This window comes from Streptomyces sp. R28 (assembly GCF_041052385.1).
Lineage (GTDB): Bacteria > Actinomycetota > Actinomycetes > Streptomycetales > Streptomycetaceae > Streptomyces.
The window spans coordinates 10,339,559-10,363,985 of sequence record NZ_CP163439.1 but is presented as its reverse complement, the minus strand read 5'-3'; the positions used below and the strand labels follow the sequence as shown (position 1 = coordinate 10,363,985).

Below are 24,427 nucleotides of genomic sequence, written 5' to 3'. Positions count from 1 at the left end.
GAGGGGGACGCATGGACAAGCGGTACGAGGTGTACGCGCTCGCCGACCGGCACTTCTACGAGACGCCTGAACGCATGTCGGCAGGGACGCCGGGCACCGGGCTCGGCTACGAGACGGCACGGCGCGAGGTGCCGGAGGGCTGGGACGCGGCGCGGATCGGCGACTGGCTGACGCTCACGCCGCTCGGCGCGGACGGGGCGCCGGTGCCCGGTCCGGCCCAGGGCTGGAAGATCCACGCCTCGGCCACCCGGGACAACGCGGAGCGGATCGCCGCGATCGTGTGGGACTACTGCGTGCCCCGGCGCATCCCGTTCAAGTTCGTGCCCGGCCCGCATCTGCTGCATCTGCGCAACACCAAGTACGCCGCCCGTGACACCAGCGGCAAGTTCGTCACGATCTACCCGGCCGACGAGGAGCAGCTGCACGTCGTGCTGCGCGAGCTCGGCAACCTCCTGGAGGGCTTCGAGGGGCCGTACATCCTCACCGACCTGCGGTGGCACGAGGGCCCGCTCTACGTCCGCTACGGCGCTTTCGCGCGCTCCTTCGTCGTCGACGAGCGCGGCTCGCTCGTGCCGGCCGTGGTGGACGGCGAGGGCAAGCGGGTGCCGGACCGGCGGGCGCCGTCCTTCCAGGTGCCGGAGTGGGTGACGCTGCCGGCCTTCCTGGAGCCGCATCTGGCGGCGCGCAACACCACGACGGTGGGCGACCTGCCGTACCGCATCGAGAAGGCGCTGCACTTCTCCAACGGCGGCGGGGTGTACTCGGGCACCGACACCCGGGACGGGCGCAAGGTCGTGCTGAAGGAGGGGCGGCCGTACGCGGGGCTGGCCGCCGACGGGGCGGACGCGATCGCGCGCCTGGAGCGGGAGAAGGCCGCGCTGGAGCAGGTGGCGGGGACGGGCGTGGTGCCCCAGGTGCGGGACTGGTTCACGCTCGGCGACCACCGGTTCCTGGTCATGGACTTTCTGGAGGGGCGCCCGCTGAACTCGTTCTTCGCCGAGCGGCATCCGCTGCTCACCCCGGATCCCGACCCGAAGGCGGTGGCCGAGTACACGGCGTGGGCGGTGCGCATCCACGGGGCGGTGGAGCGGGCCGTGGAGGCGGTGCACGCGCGCGGGATCGCCTTCAACGACCTGCACGTCTTCAACATCATGGTCGGCCCCGACGAGGAGTCGGTGTCCCTGCTCGACTTCGAGGCGGCGGCGCCGATCTCCGAGCAGGGCCGGCAGGTGGTCGCCCATCCCGGCTTCTTCGCCCCGCCGGACCGCACCGGCGCCGACGTCGACCGCTACGCGCTGGCCTGTCTGCGGCTCGCCCTGTTCCTGCCGGTGACCACCCTGTTCGTGGTCGACCGGGGGAAGGCGGCCCACCTCGCGGAGGTGATCGCCCGTCAGTTCCCGGACGTGCCCCCGGAGTTCCTGGACGAGGCGGTCGCGGAGATCACACGGGGCAGCACGGCGCCGACACCGGCTTTCGTGGAGCCCGGGGACTGGCCGTACAGCCGCGACTCCATGGTCAAGGCGCTGCTCGCCTCGGCGACCCCGGAGCGCGACGACCGGCTCTTCCCCGGCGACATCACCCAGTTCAACGACGGCGGCGGCCTCGGGCTGGCGCACGGCGCGGCCGGGGTGCTGTACGCACTGGACGCGGTGGGCGCCGAGCGGTACGAGGAGGGCGAGCGCTGGCTCCTGGCCCGTACCGCACCGCCGCCGACGGGCACGCCGCTGGGTCTGTACGACGGTCTCGCGGGCGTCGCCCACGTCCTGGACCGGCTCGGCCACCGGCAGCGCGCCCTCGACCTGGTCGAGGGGATCCTCGCGGAACGGTGGCAGAACCTCTCCTCCGACCTGCACGGCGGACTGGCCGGACTCGGGCTGGTGCTCGGCGAACTGGCCCGCACGACCGGCGAGTCGGAGCTCGGGGACCGTGCCGCGGAGGCCGCCGACATCCTCGTACGACGACTCGCGCAGCCCCTTCCGGACACCCCGAAGCGACGCCGTGCCGGGCTGCTGCGAGGGGCGAGCGGACCCGCGCTCTTCCTGCTGCGGCAGTACGAACGGACCCATGAGCCACTGCTGTTGAAGGCCGCCGAAGTGGCGCTGCGCCGGGACCTGGACTGCTGTATGACGCACCCGACCGGCTCGCTGGAGGTCGACGAGGGCTGGCGGACGCTGCCGTACCTCGGTGACGGGAGCGCGGGCATCGGGATGGTCCTGGACGACTTCCTCGCCCATGGCGCCGACTCCGAGGGCGAGTTCGAGCGGGCGCGCGCCGGAATCCTGACCGCCGCGACCAGCCGCTTCTACGTACAGCCCGGTCTGTTCCAGGGCCGCGCCGGGATGATCCTGCACCTCGCGCGCACGGACGCGCCCGGCGCGAGCAAGGAGCGGCTCGCCGAACAGATCGACGGGCTCGGCTGGTTCTCGATGGACTACCAGGGCCAACTGGCCTTCCCCGGCCACCAGATGATGCGGCTGTCGATGGACCTGAGCACCGGAACGGCAGGGTGCCTGCTCGCGCTCGGCGCGGCCCTCGACACCCCGGACACCGCTCACCTGCCGTTCCTGCCGCCGCTCGGGCGGCCCCACATACGCGGTTCCGCGATTTGACGGAGCCGTGACCCAACCCCGTCCCCACGGGTGGACGACACCGAAGGAAGGAAACGAGATGGCACTTCTCGACCTGCAGGCGATGGAGTCCGAGGAGCTCACCGGCGGCGGTGGCGCGAGCACGCTCAGCCTGCTGTCCTGCGTCAGCGCGGCGAGCCTCACGCTCTGTCTCTGACGAGCACCGTGCGTCCATGATTTCGGGCGGTCCACTCCCGCGAGGGAGGGGCCGCCCGAGGTCCTGCACACACCGAGGGGTGAGGGGTGCAGCCCTATGACACCAGCCAACCGGACGCTCCCCGGGCCGCTCGGCCCGGCCCCCGCCCGCTGTCTGGTCCTGTGCCTGGTGAGCACGGCCGCCACCGGCGCCGGTCTGCTGCTGCCCGCCGCGCTGGGGCACACCCTGGACCTGCTGCTCTCCCACTCCCCGGCGACCCGCTGGGTGCTGTACTGCACCGCGATCATCGTGCTGCTCGCCCTGCTCGACGCCTGCGAGACGGTGCTCGGCGGCACGGTGGACGCCCGCACCACCGCCTGGCTGCGCCGACGTCTGACCGGGCATGTCCTGGCCGTCGGCCCACGCGCAGGCGCCCGCTTCGGACCCGGCGACCTAGTCGCGCGTCTCGTCGGCAACGCCGCCCAGGCCGGCACGGCACCGACCGCGCGGGCCGCTCTGCTCGCCGCGCTCGCCGGACCGGTGGGGGGCGTGGTGGCCCTCGCTCTGATCGACCCGTGGCTCGCCGCCGTGCTGCTGGCCGGGGCACCGGTGCTGGCCCTTCTGCTGCGCGCCTTCGCCCGCGACACCAGGGAATGCGTGACGCGCTACCAGCAGGTGCAGGGGCGGATGGCGCGGGCACTCTCGGAAGCCGTCGGCGGCCACCGCACGATCGAGGCGGCGGGTACGGCCGACCGGGAGACGGCACGGATCCTGCGGCCGTTGCCCGAACTGTCCGACGCCGGGCACCGCATGTGGCAGGTGCAGGGGCGGGCCGCGGGCCGGTCCGTGGCGGTGGCCCCGCTGCTCCAACTCGGCGTCGTCGCCGTGGCCGGGGTCCTGCTCGCCCGGCACCGGCTGACCGTGGGCGAGGTGCTCGCGGCCTCCCGGTACGCGGTCCTCGCCGCCGGCGTCGGCGTCCTCGTCGGTCATCTCGCGGGCCTGGCCCGGGCCCGGGCGGCGACCGCCCGCCTCGACGAGGTGCTCGCCGAACCGGCTCCCGGCTACGGCGACCGCTCGCTTCCGCCCGGTCCGGGCCGGCTGGAACTGCGCGGGGTGACCGCCCGGCGCGGTGGGCGTGCCGTGCTCGACGGAGTCGACCTCGTGGTGCCCGGCGGGACCACGCTGGCCGTCGTGGGGCGGTCGGGCGGGGGCAAGTCGCTGCTCGCCGCGGTCGCCGGACGGCTGGCCGAGCCGGACGCGGGAGAGGTGCTCCTCGACGGGGTGCCGCTACGTGAACTCACCCACGACGCGCTGCGCCGGGCCGTCGGCCACGCCTTCGAGCGCCCCGCCCTGCTGGGCGGCACGGTCGAGGAGGAGATCGGCCTCGCCCTCTCCTCCCCCACCCCCGACCGCGTCCGGGAGGCGGCCCGTACGGCCCACGCGGACGACTTCGTACGACGTCTGCCCCAGGGTTACGCCACCGCCGTCGCCGACGCCCCGCGCTCCGGCGGGGAGTCCCAACGCCTCGGCCTCGCCCGGGCGTTCGCCCACGGCGGCCGCCTACTGATTCTCGACGACGCCCTCTCCAGCCTCGACACGGTGACCGAGGCCCGCATCACCGCGGCCCTGGCGAACGGCGGCCCGCACGGCGGCACCCGCCTCCTGATCGCCCACCGCGCCGCGACGGCCGCCCGCGCGGACGCCGTGGCCTGGCTGGACGGGGGCCGGGTGCGGGCGGTGGGACCACACGAGCGGCTGTGGCAGATCCCCGAGTACCGGGCGGTGTTCGCGGACGGCGCGGACGGGGAGCGGCCATGACCGAGGGCGTCCACCGGCGCGGCCTCCGCTTCCTGTGGGGCCGGTGGCGGGTCGTGGTGCGGCTGGCCGGCTGGTCCGTTCTGGAGACCGGGCAGACCTTCCTCACCGGGTACGCGCTCGCCCGCGCCCTGGACGAGGGGTTCCTGGCCGGACGGCCCGGGGTCGGGCTCGCCTGGCTCGGGGTGGCCGGAGTCGGCGTGCTGGTCGGGGCTTACGGCACGGCTCGGGTGTACGGTGCGGTCGCCGCGTTGGTCGAACCGCTCCGGGACCGGCTGGTCGCGCGGGTCGTCTCGCGCGGGGTGCGGGAGGCGGACACCGGGGCGCTGTCCGGGCTGACGCAGCAGGTCGAGATCGCGCGGGACACCTTCGCCGGGCTGGTGATGGTGTCGCGCTCGTTCGTGTTCACCTCGATCGGCGCCGTCGCGGGACTGGTGTCGCTCGACCCGCTGCTCCTGCTGGTCGTCGGGCCTCCGCTCGCCGCGGGTCTGGGCCTGTTCGCGGCGACACTGCGACCACTGGCCCGCCGCCAGGAGGCGTTCCTCGTCGCCGACGAGGCGCTGGCCGACCGGCTCGGCACCGTCTGCCCGGGGCTGCGGGACATCACGGCGGCCGGTGCGGAGGAACGGGTCGCCGCCGCCACGGGGAGCCGTGTCGACGCCGAGTTGCGGGCCGCCTCCTCCCTCGCCCGCTGGGGTGTCGTGCGCGTGGCCTCGCTCGCACTGGGCGGCCAACTCCCGATCGTGCTGCTCCTCGCCTGCGCACCCTGGCTCCTCGACCACGGCGTCACCGCCGGCGCACTGGTGGGCGCCCTCGCCTATGTCACCCAGTCGCTCCTCCCCGCCCTGCGCAACCTGGTCCACGGGCTGGGCACAAGCGGCTCCCGGCTGGTGGTGGTACTGCGCCGACTGACCCGTGAAACGTCCTCCGGGGGCGGGGGCGGGACCGGGGCGGAGGGCGGGGAAGGGGCCGGGACCAGGACCGGCGCCGATGCGGCACCCCGCCCGCGCCCCGCCGTCGGAACGCCCGTTCCCCGACACCGCCCCACCGATACACCGCGCGCACGCACACCTCACGCCACCGACGACGCGCCACTCCCCCGCCGCACACTCCGGACGTACGCCCACTCCCCCACCCCACACCACCGACGCCCCCACCGTGCACCCCGCTCACCCGGCCAAAGCGGCCACCACCGCGCCCGCCCTCTCCCTCGCCTCCGTCACCTTCGCCTACGGCCCCGACGCGACGCCCGTGATCGACGACCTGGACCTCACCCTCCAGCCCGGCGCCCACCTCGCCGTCGTGGGGCCGAGCGGTATCGGGAAGTCCACGCTCGCCGCGCTGGTCGCCGGGTTGCTGAGGCCGGGACACGGCACCGTCCGGCTCTGCGGGCACCCGGTGCCGGGGCGCGAGGCCGCCGCGGCGCGGGTGCTCATCCCGCAGGAGGCGTACGTGTTCACCGGCACGCTCGCCGAGAACCTCGGGCACCTGCGGTCGGACCCCGTACCGGAGGGGGAGCTGCTCGCCGCGGCCGAGGCACTGGGGCTCTCGCCGTTGCTGGAGGCGCTCGGCGGGCCCGGCGCGACGGTGGATCCGGCGGCGCTCTCCGCGGGCGAACGGCAGCTCGTCGCCCTGACGCGGGCCTATCTCTCGCGCGCCCCGCTCGCCCTGCTCGACGAGGCGACCTGCCACCTGGACCCGCGGGCCGAGGAGCGTGCGGAGCGGGCCTTCGCCCAGCGGCCGGGCGGCACCCTGGTGGTCGTCGCGCACCGCATCAGCTCGGCCCGCCGAGCCGACCGGGTCCTCGTCATGGACGGCCGGCACACGTCGTACGGCACGCACGACGAACTCGTACGTCGCTCGGCGTCGTACCGCGCTCTCGTCGGCAGCTGGACACCCGAGCCGTCAGAGCCAGCCCTCGCCCTGCGAGATCCGGATCGCGTCGATGCGATTGCGGGCACCGGTCTTGCGGGTGATGGCGGCCATGTAGTTGCGCACCGTCCCGTGGGACAGATGCAGGCTCCCCGCGATCTCCGCCACCGAGGCCCCCTCGGCGGCGAGGGATAACACGCTGAGCTCCCGCCGCGTCAGCGGCATCTCGGCGGCCTTGAGGAAACCGAAGCCCAGCGAGTCATCGACGAAACGTTTTCCCTCGGAGACGCGCCGGATCCCGTCCACGAGTTGCTCGGGCGAGCTCTCCTTGTCCACGTAGCCGAGCGCCCCGGCCTCGGCGGCCCGCTTCAGCAGGCCCGGTCTGTTGGCGCTGGCCAGCACGAGGAGCCGGGGCGGTGTCCGGCCCGGCTCACGTGCGCAGAGGTCGCCCAGCGGCGGGATGCCGTAGGCGTCGGAGCAGTCGAGGTCGGCCGCGCAGACGTGCGGACGCACGGATCGCAGACGGCCGGGCGCGCTCTGCCACGAGGAGTCGAACACCCCGAGGTCCGGTTCCCGGCGCAGCCACTCCGCCAGGACCGATCTGACCAGACATGCGTCGTGCACCAGAAGCACCCGGATCACTGCCCGTCCCTTCGACTCGCCGTACACCGGTTCTTGGTGAAATTGCGCGTGCCCCATTGTTCGCGTCCCGCACCATCACCGGGCGCGAAGAACCGGCCATCAGGGTGCGCGGGGGCGCACGCGCGGCGCCCGTACGCCGCGCTGCGCTTCGACTGTGGGGGCATGGGGGGGGGCCGAGGGGGTACGGGGCGGATCTCGCCGTACCGGGGTACTTGTGTGCCCGTGTCCAGGCCCGCGCCGGGGCCGCCGGGCGCTCGCCGTGCGCGAAGGGCCGGGAGGGGGGAGATTTGAGCCCTGGGGCCCGGCGCGCTCGAGCCGCCCGGGTCACCTCCGGGACGCGCCCGTGCGAGGAGGTGGTCGGCGTGTCCGACGGGCAGACGTCCGCCCAGGCGCCGGCGGCCGCGAGGACGCGGGTCGGCCGGCCGCTGCTGTCGCTGGCGCTGGCCTCGATGATGGACGAGGTGCACGCGCACTCCGGTGCCGTGTACCTGCTGGCGGCCGACGAGCCCGTGCTGGAGATGGCGGTGATGGCGGGGCTGCCACGGGCGTTCGCGGCGCCGTGGGAACGGGTCGGGCTGAGCGCGCCGATCCCCGTCGCGGAGGCGGTGCGTGAGCGGCGCCTGGTGTGGGTCGGGGGCGAGGAGGACATGGCGGCCCGGTATCCGCGTATCGCCGTCGTGCTGCCCTATCCCTTCGCGCTGGCCGCGCTGCCCGTGGCCACCGAGACCACCGTCTACGGCGCGATCTTCGTGACCTGGCCCGGTTCGCATCCCCCGGAGATGTCGGAGCGGGATCGGGAACATCTGGCCGCGGCCTGCCGTCGGCTCGCGGTGCGGCTGGAGCGCGCCAAGGAGGACAGCCGCCCGCCGCTCCCCGAGCCCGATCTGCTCGCCGGCCCGGCGTTCGGCGGCGCGGCCGGCACACTCGGCTCGGTGGAGGCGGCCCGGATGGTCTCCCGGCTGCCGTACGGGCTGTGCTCGCTCGATCTGCACGGCCGGATCAGCTTCGCGAACCCGGCGGCGGCCGAGCTGATCGGCGTCCCGGCCAACCGGCTGCTCGGCAACCAGCTGTGGGCCTCGGTGCCCTGGCTCAACGACCCCGTGTACGAGGATCGTTACCGGGCCGCGCTGATGAGCCAGCACAGCACGTCGTTCGTGGCGCTGCGCCCACCCGGCGACTGGCTGTCCTTCCGCATGTATCCGAGCACGACCGGCCTGAGCGTGCGGATCAGCAGGGCGCGCGCGGTGGCCGAGATGGGTCGTGGCGGACCACAGCCCGACGATGCGCCGGCCCGGCTGGTGACCATCTCCCAGGTGCTGAGCCTGGCCGGTGCGCTCACCCAGGCGGCGGGTGTGCAGGACGTGGTGCAACTGGTCGCGGACGAGATCGTGCCGGCCGTCGGCAGCCAGGCCCTGGTGGTCCTGGGCTCGGGGGCGGGCCGGCTGCATGTGCTCGGCCACCGCGGCTATCCGGATCCGCAGATCGTGGAGCGGTTCGACGGCATGCCGCTGACCGAGCAGACTCCGGGCACGCACGCCCTGAGCACCGGGGTGCCCGCGTTCTTCGAGTCCCAGGAGCAGTTGGAGCGTCTGTATCCGCTGCGGCACGCGACTCCCGACGGCTTCGCGGCCTGGGCGTATCTGCCGTTGATCGCCTCCGGCCGGCCGGTCGGCACCTGTGTGCTCGCCTACGCCGACCCGCATCCGTTCCCGGCGGACGAACGGGCGGTCCTGACCAGTCTGGGCGGGCTGATCGCGCAGGCCCTGGAGCGGGCCCAGCTCTATGACGCCAAGAACCAGTTGGCGCACGGGCTGCAGGCCGCCCTGCTCCCCCACTCGCTGCCGACGCTGCCCGGCGTCGAAGCGGCCGCGCGCTATCTGCCCGCCATGCAGGGCATGGAGATCGGCGGCGACTTCTACGACCTGGTGCCTACCGAGCAGGGCCTGACGGCGGCGGTGATCGGGGACGTGCAGGGCCACAACGTCACCGCGGCCGGCCTGATGGGCCAGATCCGCACCGCCGTACGCGCGTACACGACCGTCGGTCAGGCGCCCGAGGAGGTCATGCGCAGCACCAACCGGCTGCTGCTCGACCTCGGTTCCGACCTGTTCGCCAGCTGCCTGTACCTGCGGCTCGACCCGGAACACGGGCGGGCGGTGATGGCCCGCGCCGGGCATCCGCCGCCGCTGCTGAGACGGCCGGACGGACGGGTGCGGGTGCTCGACCTCGCCGGTGGCCCGCTGCTGGGCATCGACGGCTCGCCCACGTATCCGACGACGGAGGTCGACCTCACGCCCGGCTGTGTGCTCGTCCTCTACACCGACGGACTGATCGAGTCTCCCGGCGTCGACATCGAGGACGCGCTCGCCGATCTCGGCCAGGTGCTCACGGAGTCCGGGGAACGGCCCCTGGACGAACTGGCCGATCTGCTCATCCAGCATGCCGCGTCGGTGCGGGAACGTGTCGACGACGTGGCGCTGCTGCTGTTGCGGGCACGGGGCTGACGGCACGGCGGCGGGCCTGGGGCCGATGACCCGGTTGCGGGTGAGGCCTGACGGCACGCTGCGGCCGCGGGCTGACGGCACGGCGGCGGGCGCGGGGCCGATCACGCGGTTGCGGGCACGGGACCGATGACCCGGCGCGGATGCAGGGCTGACGACCCAGCTGTTGCGGACGCTGGACCGACGGCCCCGAAACGGAGCGGTCCGGCCCTCCCGCCGGAGGGCCGGACCATGTGTCTCGTCCGGATCACTCGGATCCGTGCGTCGGTGTCAGGGCGTCAGTTCCCTACGCCGTTGCCGACGATCTCGCCGAGGCCGTTGCCCGTGCCGTCGGCGTTGCCGTTGCCGACCTCTTCACCGGCCCCGGCTTCTTCACCAGCCCCGGCTTCTTCACCAGCCCCGGCTTCTTCACCGCCGGCCTCCTCACCGGCTCCGGCCTCTTCACCAGCGCCCGCTTCCTCGCCGGCACCGGCCTCCTCGCCGCCGGCCCCATCACCGGCGCCCGCGCCGCCCGCGGCGTCGCCGCCGAGGGTCGCGCCGACCGCTTCCAGGGCGGTGGTCACCGGCTGGAAGAACGTCTCGCCGCCGGCGGTGCAGTCACCGCTGCCGCCGGAGGTGAGGCCGATCGCCAGGCCGTCCTGGGTGAACAGGGAGCCGCCGCTGTCGCCGGGCTCGGCGCAGACGTCGGTCTGGATGAGCCCGGTGACCGTGCCCTCCGGGTAGTTCACCGTGGCGTCGAGCCCTGTGACCTGGCCGTCGTTCAGGCCGGTGGTGCTGCCCATCCGGAGGACCTGGAGACCGACCTCGGCGTCCGCGGCCTGGCTGATCGGGACGGTCTGGTCGCCTACGTTGACCTCGCTCGGGGCCTCGGTCGCCGGGTCGTCGTACTTGACGAGCGCGAAGTCGCCGTCGCCGGGGAAGGTGGCCTGGTCGACGGTGGCGATCGGCTGACCGCCCTCGGCGTCCGACCACTGCTCGGCCGCGACCCCGCAGTGTCCGGCGGTCAGGAAGGCGGGGGTGCCGTCGCCCGCGGTGACGTTGAAGCCCGCGGAGCAACGTGACCCGCCGGCGAAGATGGCGTCGCCACCGGAGAGGAAGGTCTTGAAGGTGCCGGCCGACTTCTTGACGGTCGCCATGCCGGAGCCGAGGCTCTCGACGGTCGACTCCAGCTGGTCCCAGTTGTCGCCGGTGACGGTGCTGTCTGCGGTGACGAGGATCTTGTTCGTTCTGGGGTCGACCGCCCAGGCCGTACCCGGGATGGTCGCCTCGGACTTCAGGGTCTGCGCGCCGGACGCGAGCTCGGTCAGGCTGTTCTCGCCCTCGCGGACCTTCGCGCCCGCCTTCTCCGCCTGGACGACCACGTTGTTGTTGTCGCCGGGGACGACGTTGACGACGAGCTGCTTGCTCTCGGTGTCGTAGTACGAGCCGGCGAAGGCGTCGCCGAGCAGTCCCGCGAGCTGCGAGGCGAGATCCGACGCGTCCGCCGCCTTCAGGGTCTTGGGGGCGGCGGCGTCGTTCGACGCGCCGTCCTGGGACGCGTTGGCGTTGGGCAGCAGGATCGCGGCCGCTCCGAGCGCCACCACGCCGCCCGCGGCTATCGCGGCCTTGCGCTTCGGAATTCGCTTGTGACTCAAACTTCTCGACCTCCTGGGGGGACGGGGTCTGTGCCGCCGTTCGTCCGGCGGCTTTTCGGGGCGCCTGGTTGGCAGTTGGTACGCGCGGTTCGAGTGGAGCGTTCAACTCCGTTCGCACACACGCCGCTCGAAACACCGAATCGGCCAAGGACCGCGCTTGGAGGTACGGCGCCGGGAACAATCCCCCATATGACGATGACCACCGCCGAAGCCGACAAGATCCTCTCCGCCAACTTCGCCCCCTGGGTCCTTCGCCTGGGACTGTCGGTCGAAGCGGTGGAAGATCGCCGCGCGATCCTGCGCATGCCCTGGTCGGACGGGCTCGCCCGAGAGGGCGGCGCACTGTCGGGGCAGGCGCTGATGGCCGCCGCCGACACCGCCACCGTGATCGCCGTGTCGGCGGCGCGCGGGGCGTACGGACCGATGACGACGGTGCAGCAGTCGACGTCTTTCCAGCGCGCGGTGGTCGGTTCGGATGTCCTGATCGAAGCGGTCGTGACCAAGCTGGGCCGCCGTATGGCGTTCGCCGACATCACGATGACGACCGAGGAGTCGGCAGAAATCGCCGCCCGGGCGAGCACGGTGTACGCACTATTGGGCTGACACGATCCGCTACCGGTCGGTAGCGGTCGGTCGTGAACACCGAGCGGAATCCCGGCTTCAGGGAATCTGCACATTCAATACTCAACGAAGTCACCGTGCACCGGGGTTCTGCACAAGGTGCTACCCGCGGTCACCCCCTTGGGGCGGGAGTGTCGGATTCGGCGCCGCACCGGCCGGGTCTCCCCCGAGCGGATGCAACAGCTCACCCGAGCCGATGCTGTGACGCATGTGAAGAAGTCGCCGACAAGGCGTGCCCGCGTCTGCACGTATCGATGCCGCCGCGACCAAAGTGCCCTGGTGAGGCCGAAGTTTGATTGGAAGCCCGTACCCGCAGCGTGCTTTGATCCATCGCACCGCAGGGGCCGTGAACGGCTTTCCGGAAACGGGGCGCCGGGTTCCTGCGGTCGCGGCCGTCATCTGTCCCCAGAGGGGGCCGCTCCCCCTTGTGAAATACCCATTAGGAAGGGAAGTTCCATCATGAACTCCACCCCCCAGGTTGCGACCGTCGAGATCTCCGACGCCGAGCTCGACAACGTCTCCGGCGGCCTGCAGGTCAACGCCGTGAACGGTGCCCTCGACGCTGTCAACGGCATCGCCCCGGTTTCCGGCCTGGTCGACACGGTCGTCGGCACCGTGGAGGGTGTCACCGGCCTGAACACCGCCCCGGTCTCGGGTCTGGTCGCCGGTCTCTGATCGCGCCTTTTGTACCGCTGAGTCCCGGAGCCGTTCCCCGGCTCCGAGATTCTCGGGTGCCATAAAACAACCGGCACCCCTCGCACCACGACCTGGCTCCACGTGAGCCGGTCTCCACTCATCCTCAGGTGAGGGAAAGTCCCGTGCAGTTCCGCCAACAGGCCCTCGCCAAGCTCCAGTCACCGGAGGAGCTCGACCTTCCGGTGCGCTTCGCCCGCCCCCAGGGCTGGCTGGTGCTGTCCGTGACGGTGGTCGTCATGGCCGCCGCGTCCGTGTGGGCCATGACCGGCTCGGTCACGTCCACGGTCGGCGCGCCCGCCATCCTCACCCACGGGCAGGGCAGCTACATCCTGCAGAGTCCGGTCGCCGGCCAGGTCACCGCGGTCCTCGCCGAACAGGGCCAACGGCTCCCGGCGAACTCCCCCGTACTGAAGGTCCGTACGGCCAAGGGCGACACGGTCGTCCGTACGGTCGCCGCGGGCCGGGTCACCGCGCTCGCCGCCACCATCGGGCAGATCATCTCCACCGGCGCGAACGTCGCCGCCGTGGAGAAGGTCGCCCACACCAAGGACGCGCTGTACGCCACGGTGTACGTGCCCGCCGAGAACGCCGCCTCGATCCCCGACAAGGCCGCCGTGGACCTCACCGTCTCCTCGGTTCCCACCCAGGAGTACGGCGTCCTGCGCGGCCATGTGAAGTCGGTGGACCGCTCCGCGCAGTCGGCGCAGCAGATCGCCGCGTTCCTCGGGGACAACCAGCTGGGCGAGCAGTTCACCAAGGACGGCAGGCCGGTGGCCGTACTGGTGAAGCTGGACAAGGAGTCCAGCACCAAGAGCGGTTACAAGTGGTCGTCCGCCGACGGGCCGCCGTTCTCCCTCACCTCCATGACCATCGCCGACGCCTCGATCCGGCTGGCCGACCAGCGTCCCGTCGATTGGCTGCTGCCGTGAGCGCCGCACAGGAGACGCGCAGCAGGCGCCGGGCCGCCCCGCCGAAGCGCCCCGTCCCCAAGGGCAGGTCGAAGACCGTCCGCACGCCCACCGTGCTCCAGATGGAGGCCGTGGAGTGCGGCGCCGCCTCCCTCGCGATGGTGCTGGGCCACTACGGCCGCCACGTCCCGCTGGAGGAACTGCGCATAGCGTGCGGCGTCTCGCGCGACGGCTCGCGTGCCAGCAACCTGCTCAAGGCCGCCCGCAGCTACGGGCTGACGGCCAAGGGCATGCAGATGGACACGGCCGCCCTCGCCGAGGTGAAGACGCCGGCCGTCCTGTTCTGGGAGTTCAACCACTACGTCGTCTACGACGGCATGGGCCGCCGCTTCGGTCGCCGGGGCGTCTACATCAACGACCCCGCCAAGGGCCGCCGTTTCGTGCCCATGGAGGACTTCGACGGCAGCTTCACCGGCGTCGTCCTGGTGATGGAGCCCGGCGAGGGCTTCAGCAAGGGCGGGCGCAAGCCGGGCGTGCTCGGCGCGATGCCGGCCCGGCTGCGCGGCACCGCGGGCACGATGCCCGCCGCCGTCCTGGCGAGCCTGCTCCTGGTGGTGGTCGGCGCGGCGGTGCCCGCGCTGAGCCGCACCTACATCGACATGTTCCTCATCGGGGGCCAGACCTCCCTGCTGGGCGTGCTGTTCGCGTCCATGGGGACCTGTGTGCTGCTCACCCTCGTGCTGACCTGGCTGCAACAGGCGAACCTGCTGCGCGGCCGCATCATCTCCTCCACCCTCTCCAGCGCCCGCTTCCTGCGCCATCTGCTGCGCCTGCCGGTGACGTTCTTCTCCCAGCGCAGCCCGGCCGACCTGGTGCAGCGCCTCCAGTCGAACGACGCGGTGGCCGAGACGCTGGCCCGCGACCTCGCGGCGGCAGGCGTGGACGCGGTGGTCGTCATCCTGTACGCGCTCCTCCTCTACACGTACGACCCCCAGCTCACCTTCGTCGGCATCGGCGTCGCGCTGCTGAACGTCGTCGCCATGCGGGTCGTGATCCGCCTGCGCGCCACCCGCACCGCGAAACTGCGCGCGGACAACGCCCGGCTCACCAACACCGCCTACACCGGCCTTCAGCTGATCGAGACGATGAAGGCGACCGGTGGCGAGGACGGCTACTTCCGCAAGTGGGCCGGACAGCACGCCACGACGCTGGAGGAGCAGCAGCGCCTCGGCGTGCCGAGCGCCTGGCTGGGCGTGGTCGCACCGACGCTCGCCTCGCTCAACAGCGCGCTCATCCTCTGGATCGGCGGTATGCGGGCGGTCGAGGGCGGCATATCCGTCGGCCTGCTGGTCGCCTTCCAGGCCCTGGTCACCCGCTTCACCGCCCCGATCACCCGCCTGAACGGCGTCGCGGGCCGCATCCAGGACTTCGCCGCCGACGTGGCCCGCCTGAAGGACGTGGAGAACTTCGAGGCGGACCCGCTCTACGGCCGTCCCGGCGCCGGCGAGTCGACGCGCCGGCTGAACGGCCACGTGGAGCTGCAGAACATCACCTTCGGCTACAGCCCGCTCGACAAGCCCCTGCTCACCGGCTTCGACCTGACGGTCGGCCCGGGCCGGCAGGTGGCCCTGGTCGGCGGCTCCGGCAGCGGCAAGTCGACGGTCTCCCGGCTGATCTCCGGCCTGTACGCCCCCTGGGAGGGCGTCATCCGCATCGACGACCAGCGCATCGAGGACATCCCGCGCGGCGCGCTCGCCGCCTCCGTCTCCTTCGTCGACCAGGAGGTGTTCCTCTTCGAGGGCACGATCCGCGACAACGTGGCGCTGTGGGACCCGTCCGTCCCCGACGACGCGGTGGTGGACGCGCTGCGCGACGCGGCGCTGTACGACGTGGTGATGCGCCGCCCCGGCGGCATCCACAGCAAGGTCGAGCAGGACGGCCGCAACTTCTCCGGCGGGCAGCGCCAGCGCCTGGAGATCGCGCGGGCGCTGGTGCGCCGCCCCAGCATCCTGGTCCTCGACGAGGTGACGAGCGCGCTGGACGCGGAGACCGAGCAGGTCGTGATGGACAACCTGCGCAAGCGCGGCTGCGCCTGCGTGGTGATCGCACACCGGCTCAGCACCGTGCGCGACAGCGACGAGATCGTCGTGCTCCAGCACGGCACGATCGTCGAACGCGGGCGGCACGAGGAGCTGGTGGCGCGCGGCGGCGCGTACGCGGCACTGGTCAAGGAGCGGTGAGATGACTGCCGTCCACGAGGGTGACCTCGTCCTCAACGCGCTCGGTCAGATGGGCACGCGCATCGACTGCGCCGGATTCAACCGCCTCGACCTCGAAGGCCCGCAGGTGCTGTGGCTGGTCGCGTCCGGCGCCGTGGACCTGTTCGCGGTCGACGCCGGCCAGCAGGGCCACTGGCACCACCTCGGCCGCCTGGAGGCGGGCTCGCTGCTGCTGGGCCCGGTCCCGGGACCTCACCACACGTTGGTGGCACGCCCGCTCCGGGACTGCGTGGTGCACCGCATCGGGCTGCGCGAGCTGTACCAGCCGGCGAACACCCAGACGTGGTCGTACGACGAGTACGGCAACCCGCAGTACGTCCCGCCGACGACGAGCCCGCTGGAGTACGCCCTCGCGCTCGGCGTCGGCCGCAGCCTCTCCATCCTCTTCCAGGCGCCGATGGCCACCGAGCGGGCCGCCGAGGTGACCGACGACGACGTCTTCTGGATGCAGGTGCCGCCCGGCAGCGTGCAGTACGGCTCGCTGTACGGCGCGGAAGCCGCGGCCGACCTGCTGATGGACCCGGCGGTCTGGCAGAGCATGGTCGACCAGCAGTACCGCCTGCTGACCACGCTGGACCGCTGGATCGAGCAGCTGGAGCGCACCCATGAGACGCGCACCGCGGAGGGCATCAAGGCCGGCGAGGCGGTGCGGGCCCAGGCCGACCGGACGCTGCTCGCGTCCATCGGCAAGCGCGGCGACAAGCGGACGACGGCCGCCGACGCGGACGCCAGTTACGCGGCGTGCAAGCTGGTCGCCGAGGCGGCCGGGATCACGCTGGCCGAGCCCGCGCAGAGCGGCACCGAGAGCGACCGTCTCGACCCGGTCGAGCGGGTGGCCATCGCCTCCCGCGTCCGCGCCCGGGCCGTACGGCTGGACGGGCGTTGGTGGCGGGACAACGTAGGGCCGCTGGTGGGCCACCGGGCGCTGTCCGGTGCGCCGGTGGCGCTGCTGTGGCGGCGCGGTGGCTATGTCGCCGTCCATCCGGCGACCGGCCGTGAGACGCCGATCGAGAAGGCCAACGCGGAGGAGTTCGAGCCGCGTGCCGTGATGTTCTACCGCCCGCTGCCCGACCGTGCGTTGAGCCCGCTCAGGCTCCTGCGGTTCAGCATGCGAGGCACTGGCGGTGACCTGGCGAACCTCCTGATCAGCGGCCTGGTGACGGTGGCGATCGGTGCGCTCGTGCCGATCGCGACCGGCAAGATTCTCGGTGAGTTCGTGCCGAAGGCCCAGACCGGGCTGATCGTGCAGTTCTGTCTGGCCGTGATGATCAGCAGCGTCGTGGCCGCGGCGTTCATGCTGCTTCAGAACCTGACGATCCTGCGCCTGGAGGGCCGTATCGAGGCGACGCTCCAGCCGGCCCTGTGGGACCGGCTGCTGCGGCTGCCCACGAAGTTCTTCACCGAGCGCTCGACCGGCGAGCTGGCGAGCCAGGCCATGGGCATCAGTGCGATCCGCCGGCTGATGGCCGGAGTCGGCCCCGTCGTCGCGTCGTCGGTGACGGTGGGCGCGATGAACCTGGCGCTGCTGTTCTGGTACAGCGTGCCGATGGCGATGGCGGCGATCGGCATGCTCGTCGTCATCGCGGGCGTCTTCCTGGGGCTCGGGCTGTGGCAGGTGCGCTGGCAGCGGCGGCTGGTGGTGCTCAGCAACAAGCTGAACAACCAGGCGTTCCAGACGCTGCGCGGGCTGCCGAAGCTGCGGGTCGCGGCGGCCGAGAACTACGCGTACGCGGCCTGGGCGGACCGGTTCGCGCGCAGCCGTGAGCTGCAGCAGAAGGTGGGGCGCATCAAGAACCTCACCACCGTGATGGGCGCGGTGTACCTGCCGGTGTGCACGCTGCTGATGTTCATGCTGCTGGCGGGTCCGGCGCGCGGGTCGATGTCGGCGGCGGCGTTCCTCACCTTCAACACCTCGGTGACGATGCTGCTGACCTCGGTCACCCAGCTGACCGGCTCGTTCGTGTCGGTGGTGGCCGCGCTGCCGCTGTTCGAGGAGATCAAGCCGGTGCTGGACGCCACGCCCGAGGTGCGCACGGCGAGCACCCGGCCGGGCCCGCTGACCGGCGCGATCGAGGCGCGCCGGCTGTCCTTCCGGTACTCCGACGACGGTCCCCTGGTCCTGGACGACGTGTCCTTCGACGTACGCCCGGGCGAGTTCGTGGCGATCGTCGGCCCCAGCGGCTGCGGCAAGTCGACCCTGCTCAGGCTGCTGATCGGGTTCGACAAGCCGGTGTCCGGCAGTGTGCTCTACGACGGCCAGGACCTGTCGGCACTCGACCAGTCGGCGGTGCGCCGGCAGTGCGGGGTCGTGCTCCAGCACGCGCAGCCGTTCACCGGGTCCATCCTGGACGTCATCTGCGGTACGGAGCCGTACACGCCGGAGGAGGCGATGGCGGCGGCCGAGATGGCGGGGCTCGCCGAGGACATCAAGCGGATGCCGATGGGGCTGCACACGATCGTCTCGGGCAGCGGCGCGATCTCCGGCGGTCAGCGGCAGCGCCTGATGATCGCCCAGGCGTTGATCCGCCGGCCGCGCATCCTCTTCTTCGACGAGGCGACCAGCGCCCTCGACAACGAGACACAGCGCACGGTCATCGAGTCCACCAAGGCCCTCCACGCCACCCGCATCGTCATCGCGCACCGCCTGTCGACGGTGCTGGACGCCGACCGTGTGATCGTGATGGAGGACGGCAAGGTCGCCCAGCAGGGCCCGCCCGCACAACTCCTCGCGGACACGAACGGGCGGCTGCACGAGCTGGTGCGACGCCAGATGGCGTGAGCGCCGACCGATGGCGTGAGCGCGGCGCCTGATCGAGTCCAGGGACGGCTCAGGGATTCGCGGGGCAACCCCTGAGCCGTCGCCCTGAGGGCGACCCCGACCACGACCCGGTGCGTTCCCTGATTCCCGTCCTGTTCGGTTGTGACCCCGGTGGGATCACTGCCACGTTCGATCTTGCGGGTCTCCTCCGTGATCCGTTTCGCAGGACGTTCGGAAGGGACTTCATGCGGTCACTCATCAAGGCGCTCACCGCAGCGCTCGCCACCGGATTACTCGCCGGGGTGTCGCCGCCGGGCGTGGCGTCGGCGCAGGCCGGCCCTCAGGGCAGCAGCTCGGCGACACAGGAGGCGATCGACTGGAAGCCGTGCGCCCAGGACGCCTCGGCGGAGTGCGGGAACCTGCGCCTGCCTGTCGACTGGGCACGCCCGTCGGGCGAGACGTTCGATCTCGCGGTGGCCCGACGCAAGGCGACCGATCCGGATCGCCGGGTCGGGGTGCTGCTGGTCAACCCGGGCGGTCCGGGGGATTCGGGGGTGGACTTCGCCGTACGGCGTGCCAAGTCCCACTTCGGCACCGACATCCAGGAGAGGTTCGACATCGTCGGGTTCGACCCGCGGGGTGTCGGCGGCAGCAGTCCGGTGAAGTGCTCCACCGAACTGCTGGACCGACAGCCGTCGCCCTACCCCGGCGACCAGGCGCAGTTCGACCGGCTCGCCGAGTTCAACCGCGCTCTGCGCGAGGACTGCCGACGGCACACCGGCCCGGTCTTCGACCACGCCGACACCTTGAGCGTCGTGCGGGACATGGACGCGCTGCGCAGGTCGCTGGGCGAGAAGAAGATCAACTACTTCGGCCACTCCTACGGCACGTTGATCGGTGAGCAGTACGCGGAGGAGTACGGCGACCGCATCCGGTCCATGGCTCTCACCGCGAACATCGACCACAGCCTCGGCGCCCGGGAATTCCTCGTCTCCTCCGCGGCCACCGCGGAGGACTCGTTCCACCAGTTCGTGAAGTGGTGCGAGCGCACCAGCTCCTGCGCCATGCACGGCCGGGACGTCACCGCCGTGTGGGACGGCCTGCTCGCCAGGGCGGACCGCGGGGAGATAAGGGATCCGGAGAACCCGGATCAACTCCTCACCGCGCACGCGATCGCTCTGTTCGCCTTCAAGAGGTTCTACGGCCCGGACTGGGACGAGCTGGCCACCTATGTGGCGGGCCTCGACGCGCAGGAACCGAACGAGCGGCGACGGGCCGACGACTCGGGCCGACAGACGAAATCGGAACCGTTCTATGCGGTCTTCTGCCAGGACTGGGACTTCCGGGCGAAGGACTACCGGGAGTACGCCCGGCTGACCCAGGCCGAAGTAGGGGCCGCACCGCACATGCGCGGCTCCCCGCGCGTGCATGCCGGGGTGGCCGGCTGCATCGGCTGGCCCGACGAGGTGAACAATCCGCAGCACCGTCTGCGCATCACCGAGGCGCCCAAGATCCTCATGCTGCATTCGCTGCACGACCCGGCGAACCATTTCGCGTGGGCGGTCAACGTCCATCGGCAGACCCGCGGGACGACCGTCCTGCTGCCGTACGCGGGCGCGGGGCACAGTGTCTACGGCCGTAGTGACTGCACACGAGACGCCGTGGACGACTACCTCACGGAGCTGAGAGTGCCGAGCGCCGGGAGCAGTTGCGCCCCCGCCGGGACGCACTGATCGGGCTCAGGCGTCCAGGCCCGGAACCGGGGCGCCGGAGGGGACGCCGGCGGAGACATAGCCGTCGTAGAACTCCTTCCAGGGCGTCCCGGCCCCGGCGTGCGGTCCCTCGATGCGCTCCCCGCGCGCGTGCGCGTCGAGGGCGGCCAGGCAGATCTCCCAGCCGGCGCTGTTGCGGGCGGCGGTGTCCTCGGCGACGAGGACGTTGGTGAGCGTGAGGCGGGTGCGCCTGTCGTCCAGGGCGTCCAGGTCGAAGTGCAGCTCGTCGCCGCCCCACTCGAAGGACAGGTGCCGGGGCTCGTCGACGGCGATCACCCGGCCCGTGGAGTCCTCCATGTTCGGGTCGCCGCTGAACTTGATCGTGCCGCCGGGGCGCAGCTCGATCTCGGCGCGGGAGGGGAACCAGTGGGCCAGTTCGTCGGCGTCGGTCACGAACCGCCAGACGCGCTCGACGGGATGATCGTAGGTACGGCTGAAGCGGACGGCCGGGCGGCCGTCGTCCAGGGTCAGGCAGGTGCCGGTGAGGTCGGCGGTCATGGTGGATCAGTCCTTCGTGGTGGGTTCCTCGGGGGCGTGCGCGGTGTCCCGCGACGTCTCGTCGAGTCGGCGGCCCAGGGCGTCCAGGCTGCGGTTCCAGAGCTCGCGGTACGGGGCCAGCCAGGCGTCGAGTTCGGCGATCGGGGCGGGATCGAGGGCGTAGACGCGGCGCTGGGCATCCTGCCGCACCCGCACCAGGCCCGCCTCCCGCAGCACCTTCAGATGCTTCGACGTACTCGGCTGGCTCAGCCCGCATGCCTCCACGATCTCCCCGACGGGCCGCGGCCGCTCCAGGAGCAGTGCGACGATGGCCCGCCGGTGGGGATCGGCGAGGGCACTCCAGAGCGAGGCGTCGGACATGCCTCCAATATGCCCCCTTGGTTATATTCTGGTCAAGGAATACAACCCTCGCTCCTGTGCGCCCCCGTTGCCCCGCCCCGAAACGGGTACTGGCGACGCATGCGAATCAGCGTTGTGGATGTGGGGTCGAACACGGTCCGGCTGGTGGTGGCCGACGCGCAGGGCGGGGTACCGCTGCCCGTCCACACCGAGAAGTGGCGGCTGAGGCTGTCCGAACAGGTCAGACCCGGGGACAGCATCCCCGAGGAGGCGGTCGAGCGGTTGGTCGGCGCCGTCTCCGCCGCGAGCCGGACCGCGACCAGTTGGGGCGCCACCGCTCCCCTGGCCTTCGCGACCGCCGTGGTGCGCTCCGCACCGAACCGCCAGGAGGTGGTGCGCACCGTACGCGCGCGGACAGGAATGAGCCTGTGCACGATGCCGGGCGAGGTCGAGGCCGAGCTCACCTTCCTCGGGGCGCGGCGGTGGATGGGCTGGCGGTCGGGCCCGCTCGCCCTGCTGGACATCGGCGGCGGCTCGCTCGAAGTGGCCTTCGGCCGTGGCCGGTTACCCGACTTCGTGGCGTCGCTGCCGCTCGGCGCGGCGCGGCTGACCCATGAGTTCTTCGCCGACGAGGACCCGCCGGCGCCGCGACAAGTACGGGCGCTGCGCCGCAAGGTCCGCCATCAGCTGCGGGACGTCGCGGCCCGGATCCGCTGGGAGGGACCACACACCGCGGCCGCCACCTCGCGTACGTTCCAGCAGCTGGGCCGCCTGTGCGGGGCCGCACCGGGTCGCCACGGGCCGTTCATGGAACGGCAGTTGGCACGTGCGAACCTGCGCGAGGCGATCGGCAGCCTGGCCGCGCTGCCCGCCGCCGAACGCGCGCTGCTCCCCGGCATCTCCGCACCGCGCGCCGGGCAGAGCCTGGCCGGCGCGGTGGTCGCACACACGGCGATGAAGCTGACCGGCCTCAGTACCGTGACGATCTGCCCGTGGGCGATCCGCGAAGGGATCATGCTGCGGCACATCGAGGACGGCGCGTCCTGGTGGGCGGAGATCACCCGTCTCGACGACGAGTCCGTTCGGTCCGAACCGGTGCCGCTGCGGATCGCGAGCGCGCCCGCGACCAGCTGACCCGGAAAACCTCACAGCGGGCAACCGCCCGACGACGGTAAGGAGACCCCGTGAGCAACGGCGGAAGCAGCACGAGGAGCACCCCGAGACGGCGTTCGAAGAGGTCATCGACGAGATCGCCGGCGCCGAGCGCCGCACCCGGGACTCCGCCGAGCAGCGCCGACGCAGGGGTGAGGCCGGCGACGCCATCACCCCCAACACGCGCGCCCAGGAGGAGTCCGAGGGCGAGTGACCGGGCGGGTGGCCCGGCGCCCCACGGGTACTCGGCGGCCATGGCACACGATCTCCGCCCGTCGCACGGCGGCGAAGGGCCCCCGCTGCCGACCGCTCGGGGCCGCGTGTCCGCCGCCGTGGAGGAGTATCTGCGAGGTGCGGGCCCACCGCCCCGGCACGAGGACGTCGCGGACACGGCCGTCTACGGCGACGACCTCCAGCTGGCCCTCTACCTCTGCTACGAACTGCACTACCGCGGTTTCGCCGGTGTGCCCGAGACCCATGAGTGGGACCCGGACCTGCTGCGCCTGCGAGCGGCGCTGGAGCACCGCTTCCTGACCGCCCTGCGCGCGGACGCGCCCACTCACGACAGCGTCGAGGACGCGCTGGCCGACCTCCTCGTCGAACCCGTCGACGGCAGTGGCGTCAGCCACTATCTGTGCGCCGAGGGCGAGTTGTGGCAGCTGCGCGAGTACGCGGCCCAGCGCTCCCTCTACCACCTCAAGGAGGCGGACCCGCACGCCTGGGTGCTGCCCCGGCTGTGGGGCAGGGCCAAGGCGGGCATGGCGGCGGTGGAGTTCGACGAGTACGGCGGCGGCCGGCCCGACCGCGTCCACGCGCGCCTCTTCGCCGACCTGATGACGGACCTCGGCCTGGACCCGGCATACGGGCGGTATCTCGACGAGGCGACCGCGGAAGCGCTGGCCACGGTCAACCTGATGTCCCTGCTCGGCCTGCACCGGGCGTTGCGCGGGGCGCTCGTGGGCCATTTCGCGACGGTCGAGATCACCTCGTCACCGGCCTCACGGCGATTGGCCGAGGCGATGCGCCGCACGGGCGCCGGGCCGGCCGCCGAGCACTTCTACGACGAGCACGTCGAGGCGGACGCGGTGCACGAGCAGGTCGTACGCCATGACGTCATCGGTGGCCTGCTCGCCGAGGAGCCGCACCTCGCCCCGGACGTAGCCTTCGGCATCGACGTCACCGGCCATCTGGAGGACCGCCTCGCCGACCGGCTGCTCGGCGCCTGGCGCACGGGCCGGTCGTCGCTGCGCAGGCCCCTGCGCTCCGAAATGCCCCTTACTTTCTGAATGCCGGGGTACCCGGGCGCCGTGAAGCCACTGGTTCCACCCGGCGTCTACGCCCCCCGGGAAGACACCGCCCTGCTCGTCGGCGCCCTGCGCGAAGAGCCGCTGCCCGATGGCGCGGACGTCCTCGACGTGGGGACCGGTACGGGCGCGCTGGCGATCGAGGCCGCTAGACGCGGCACGCATGTGACCGCGGTGGACGTGTCCTGGCGTGCGGTGTGCACGGCACGACTGAACACCCGGCTGGCCGGGCTCCATGTCCGCATCCGGCACGGCAACCTGTTCGCCCCGGTGCGGGGGCAGTCGTTCGACCTCATCCTGGCCAATCCGCCGTATGTGCCCGCGCCCGACACGGGCCGCGCACCCCACGGTCCGGCCCGATCCTGGGACGCGGGCCGGGACGGACGGCTCGTCCTCGACCGGATCTGCCGGGAGGCCCCCGACCTGCTGCGCCCCGGCGGCGTTCTCCTGGTCGTGCACTCGGCACTCAGTTGCCCCGGCCGGACACTGACGCACCTGCGCGGGGCAGGGCTGAAGGCGTCCGTGACACGGCGTCGCGTGATCCCGTTCGGCCCCGTCCTGCGGTCACGGGAGGGCTGGCTGCGCGAGCGCGGCCTGCTGTCCGCCCCGGATCAGAGGGAGGAACTGGTGGTCGTCCGTGCCGAACTCCCCGTCTGACGAGCCGCGCCGCATCAAGGTCCAGCGCCAAGGCCCCCTCTTGGTGGAGGGCCCGGTGGAAGTGGAGTTGGAGGACGGCACGATCGTCAGCTCCGACCGCTTCCGTGTCGCCCTGTGCACCTGCCGCCGCAGCCGCCGCTACCCGTGGTGCGACACCAGCCACCGCGACCGGGCGAAGGATCGGTAAGCCGGTCGGTCGACGGATCAACCCTCATG

At 72.2% G+C, this 24,427-nt stretch carries 18 protein-coding genes and 1 pseudogene; 15 read left to right on the top strand and 4 right to left on the bottom strand.

Annotated features, from left to right (window positions below; all coding sequences use genetic code 11):
- Positions 1 to 11: 11 nt before the first annotated feature.
- The 4 genes and pseudogenes from lanKC to AB5J49_RS45220 form a co-directional block, all read left to right on the top strand.
- Positions 12 to 2,609 (top strand): class III lanthionine synthetase LanKC, encoded by a 2,598-nt coding sequence (gene lanKC, locus AB5J49_RS45235; RefSeq protein ID WP_369174685.1) that lies wholly within the window; start codon positions 12 to 14, stop codon positions 2,607 to 2,609.
- 58 nt (positions 2,610 to 2,667) lie between these two features.
- Entirely contained in the window at positions 2,668 to 2,784 is a 117-nt protein-coding gene (locus AB5J49_RS45230) for a SapB/AmfS family lanthipeptide (RefSeq protein ID WP_369174684.1), read from the top strand.
- Between the two features lie 96 nt (positions 2,785 to 2,880).
- Positions 2,881 to 4,581, top strand: coding sequence for an ABC transporter ATP-binding protein (locus tag AB5J49_RS45225; protein ID WP_369174683.1), 1,701 nt, complete (start codon positions 2,881 to 2,883; stop codon positions 4,579 to 4,581).
- Positions 4,578 to 6,551, top strand: a pseudogene (locus tag AB5J49_RS45220) (ATP-binding cassette domain-containing protein); the annotation flags it as partial. The gene AB5J49_RS45225 and the pseudogene AB5J49_RS45220, both read left to right, overlap by 4 nt.
- Here the strand turns inward: AB5J49_RS45220 and AB5J49_RS45215 are convergent.
- Positions 6,484 to 7,092 (bottom strand): LuxR C-terminal-related transcriptional regulator, encoded by a 609-nt coding sequence (locus AB5J49_RS45215; RefSeq protein ID WP_369174682.1) that lies wholly within the window; start codon positions 7,090 to 7,092, stop codon positions 6,484 to 6,486. The pseudogene AB5J49_RS45220 and the gene AB5J49_RS45215 sit on opposite strands and share 68 nt — an antisense overlap.
- A 353-nt stretch (positions 7,093 to 7,445) precedes the next feature.
- On the opposite strand from AB5J49_RS45215, the gene AB5J49_RS45210 reads away from it, so the two are divergent.
- Positions 7,446 to 9,596 (top strand): SpoIIE family protein phosphatase, encoded by a 2,151-nt coding sequence (locus AB5J49_RS45210; RefSeq protein ID WP_369174681.1) that lies wholly within the window; start codon positions 7,446 to 7,448, stop codon positions 9,594 to 9,596.
- 275 nt (positions 9,597 to 9,871) lie between these two features.
- On the opposite strand, the gene AB5J49_RS45205 is transcribed toward AB5J49_RS45210, so the two are convergent.
- Entirely contained in the window at positions 9,872 to 11,227 is a 1,356-nt protein-coding gene (locus AB5J49_RS45205) for a S1 family peptidase (protein WP_369174680.1), read from the bottom strand.
- Between the two features lie 189 nt (positions 11,228 to 11,416).
- On the opposite strand from AB5J49_RS45205, the gene AB5J49_RS45200 reads away from it, so the two are divergent.
- The 6 genes from AB5J49_RS45200 to AB5J49_RS45175 all read left to right on the top strand — a co-directional run bounded on the left by AB5J49_RS45200 (position 11,417) and on the right by AB5J49_RS45175 (position 20,222).
- Entirely contained in the window at positions 11,417 to 11,830 is a 414-nt protein-coding gene (locus AB5J49_RS45200) for a PaaI family thioesterase (RefSeq protein WP_369174679.1), read from the top strand.
- A gap of 477 nt (positions 11,831 to 12,307) precedes the next feature.
- Complete coding sequence (locus tag AB5J49_RS45195) at positions 12,308 to 12,523, top strand: hypothetical protein (protein ID WP_030052098.1); 216 nt, start codon at positions 12,308 to 12,310, stop codon at positions 12,521 to 12,523.
- 143 nt (positions 12,524 to 12,666) lie between these two features.
- Complete coding sequence (locus AB5J49_RS45190) at positions 12,667 to 13,473, top strand: HlyD family efflux transporter periplasmic adaptor subunit (protein WP_369174678.1); 807 nt, start codon at positions 12,667 to 12,669, stop codon at positions 13,471 to 13,473.
- Positions 13,470 to 15,692 carry an NHLP family bacteriocin export ABC transporter peptidase/permease/ATPase subunit gene (locus tag AB5J49_RS45185; protein WP_369174677.1) on the top strand — a complete coding sequence of 741 codons (2,223 nt, stop codon included), beginning with the start codon at positions 13,470 to 13,472 and terminating at the stop codon, positions 15,690 to 15,692. The genes AB5J49_RS45190 and AB5J49_RS45185 overlap by 4 nt, the downstream gene beginning before the upstream one ends.
- A 1-nt stretch (position 15,693) precedes the next feature.
- Positions 15,694 to 18,510 carry an NHLP bacteriocin export ABC transporter permease/ATPase subunit gene (locus AB5J49_RS45180; RefSeq protein ID WP_369174676.1) on the top strand — a complete coding sequence of 939 codons (2,817 nt, stop codon included), beginning with the start codon at positions 15,694 to 15,696 and terminating at the stop codon, positions 18,508 to 18,510.
- Positions 18,511 to 18,734: 224 nt separating this feature from the next.
- Complete coding sequence (locus AB5J49_RS45175) at positions 18,735 to 20,222, top strand: alpha/beta fold hydrolase (protein ID WP_369174675.1); 1,488 nt, start codon at positions 18,735 to 18,737, stop codon at positions 20,220 to 20,222.
- 6 nt (positions 20,223 to 20,228) lie between these two features.
- Here the strand turns inward: AB5J49_RS45175 and AB5J49_RS45170 are convergent, their stop codons facing one another.
- Together AB5J49_RS45170 and AB5J49_RS45165 are read right to left on the bottom strand one after the other, a co-directional pair.
- A complete protein-coding gene (locus tag AB5J49_RS45170) occupies positions 20,229 to 20,759 on the bottom strand; it encodes an SRPBCC family protein (protein ID WP_369174674.1) in 531 nt (176 codons plus the stop codon).
- 6 nt (positions 20,760 to 20,765) lie between these two features.
- Positions 20,766 to 21,119 carry an ArsR/SmtB family transcription factor gene (locus tag AB5J49_RS45165; RefSeq protein ID WP_369174673.1) on the bottom strand — a complete coding sequence of 118 codons (354 nt, stop codon included), beginning with the start codon at positions 21,117 to 21,119 and terminating at the stop codon, positions 20,766 to 20,768.
- A 99-nt stretch (positions 21,120 to 21,218) separates the two neighbouring features.
- On the opposite strand from AB5J49_RS45165, the gene AB5J49_RS45160 reads away from it, so the two are divergent.
- From AB5J49_RS45160 to AB5J49_RS45145, 4 genes are all read left to right on the top strand, one after another.
- On the top strand, positions 21,219 to 22,232 hold the full coding sequence (locus AB5J49_RS45160; protein WP_369174672.1) for a Ppx/GppA family phosphatase: 1,014 nt from the start codon (positions 21,219 to 21,221) through the stop codon (positions 22,230 to 22,232).
- 272 nt (positions 22,233 to 22,504) lie between these two features.
- On the top strand, positions 22,505 to 23,536 hold the full coding sequence (locus AB5J49_RS45155) for an iron-containing redox enzyme family protein (RefSeq protein WP_369174671.1): 1,032 nt from the start codon (positions 22,505 to 22,507) through the stop codon (positions 23,534 to 23,536).
- The gene (locus AB5J49_RS45150; protein WP_369174670.1) at positions 23,537 to 24,211 is read left to right on the top strand and encodes a HemK2/MTQ2 family protein methyltransferase; all 675 of its coding nucleotides are present in this window, start codon (positions 23,537 to 23,539) and stop codon (positions 24,209 to 24,211) included.
- Positions 24,192 to 24,398 carry a CDGSH iron-sulfur domain-containing protein gene (locus AB5J49_RS45145; protein WP_369174669.1) on the top strand — a complete coding sequence of 69 codons (207 nt, stop codon included), beginning with the start codon at positions 24,192 to 24,194 and terminating at the stop codon, positions 24,396 to 24,398. Before AB5J49_RS45150 ends, AB5J49_RS45145 begins: the two co-directional genes overlap by 20 nt.
- Positions 24,399 to 24,427 lie beyond the last annotated feature (29 nt).

Coding starts and splice junctions, on each gene's coding strand:
- lanKC (WP_369174685.1), top strand. CDS start 12: ATGGACAAGCGGTACGAGGTGTACGCGCTCGCCGACCGGCACTTCTAC.
- AB5J49_RS45230 (WP_369174684.1), top strand. CDS start 2,668: ATGGCACTTCTCGACCTGCAGGCGATGGAGTCCGAGGAGCTCACCGGC.
- AB5J49_RS45225 (WP_369174683.1), top strand. CDS start 2,881: ATGACACCAGCCAACCGGACGCTCCCCGGGCCGCTCGGCCCGGCCCCC.
- AB5J49_RS45200 (WP_369174679.1), top strand. CDS start 11,417: ATGACGATGACCACCGCCGAAGCCGACAAGATCCTCTCCGCCAACTTC.
- AB5J49_RS45195 (WP_030052098.1), top strand. CDS start 12,308: ATGAACTCCACCCCCCAGGTTGCGACCGTCGAGATCTCCGACGCCGAG.
- AB5J49_RS45180 (WP_369174676.1), top strand. CDS start 15,694: ATGACTGCCGTCCACGAGGGTGACCTCGTCCTCAACGCGCTCGGTCAG.
- AB5J49_RS45175 (WP_369174675.1), top strand. CDS start 18,735: ATGCGGTCACTCATCAAGGCGCTCACCGCAGCGCTCGCCACCGGATTA.
- AB5J49_RS45170 (WP_369174674.1), bottom strand. CDS start 20,759: ATGACCGCCGACCTCACCGGCACCTGCCTGACCCTGGACGACGGCCGC.
- AB5J49_RS45165 (WP_369174673.1), bottom strand. CDS start 21,119: ATGTCCGACGCCTCGCTCTGGAGTGCCCTCGCCGATCCCCACCGGCGG.
- AB5J49_RS45160 (WP_369174672.1), top strand. CDS start 21,219: ATGCGAATCAGCGTTGTGGATGTGGGGTCGAACACGGTCCGGCTGGTG.
- AB5J49_RS45155 (WP_369174671.1), top strand. CDS start 22,505: ATGGCACACGATCTCCGCCCGTCGCACGGCGGCGAAGGGCCCCCGCTG.
- AB5J49_RS45150 (WP_369174670.1), top strand. CDS start 23,537: ATGCCGGGGTACCCGGGCGCCGTGAAGCCACTGGTTCCACCCGGCGTC.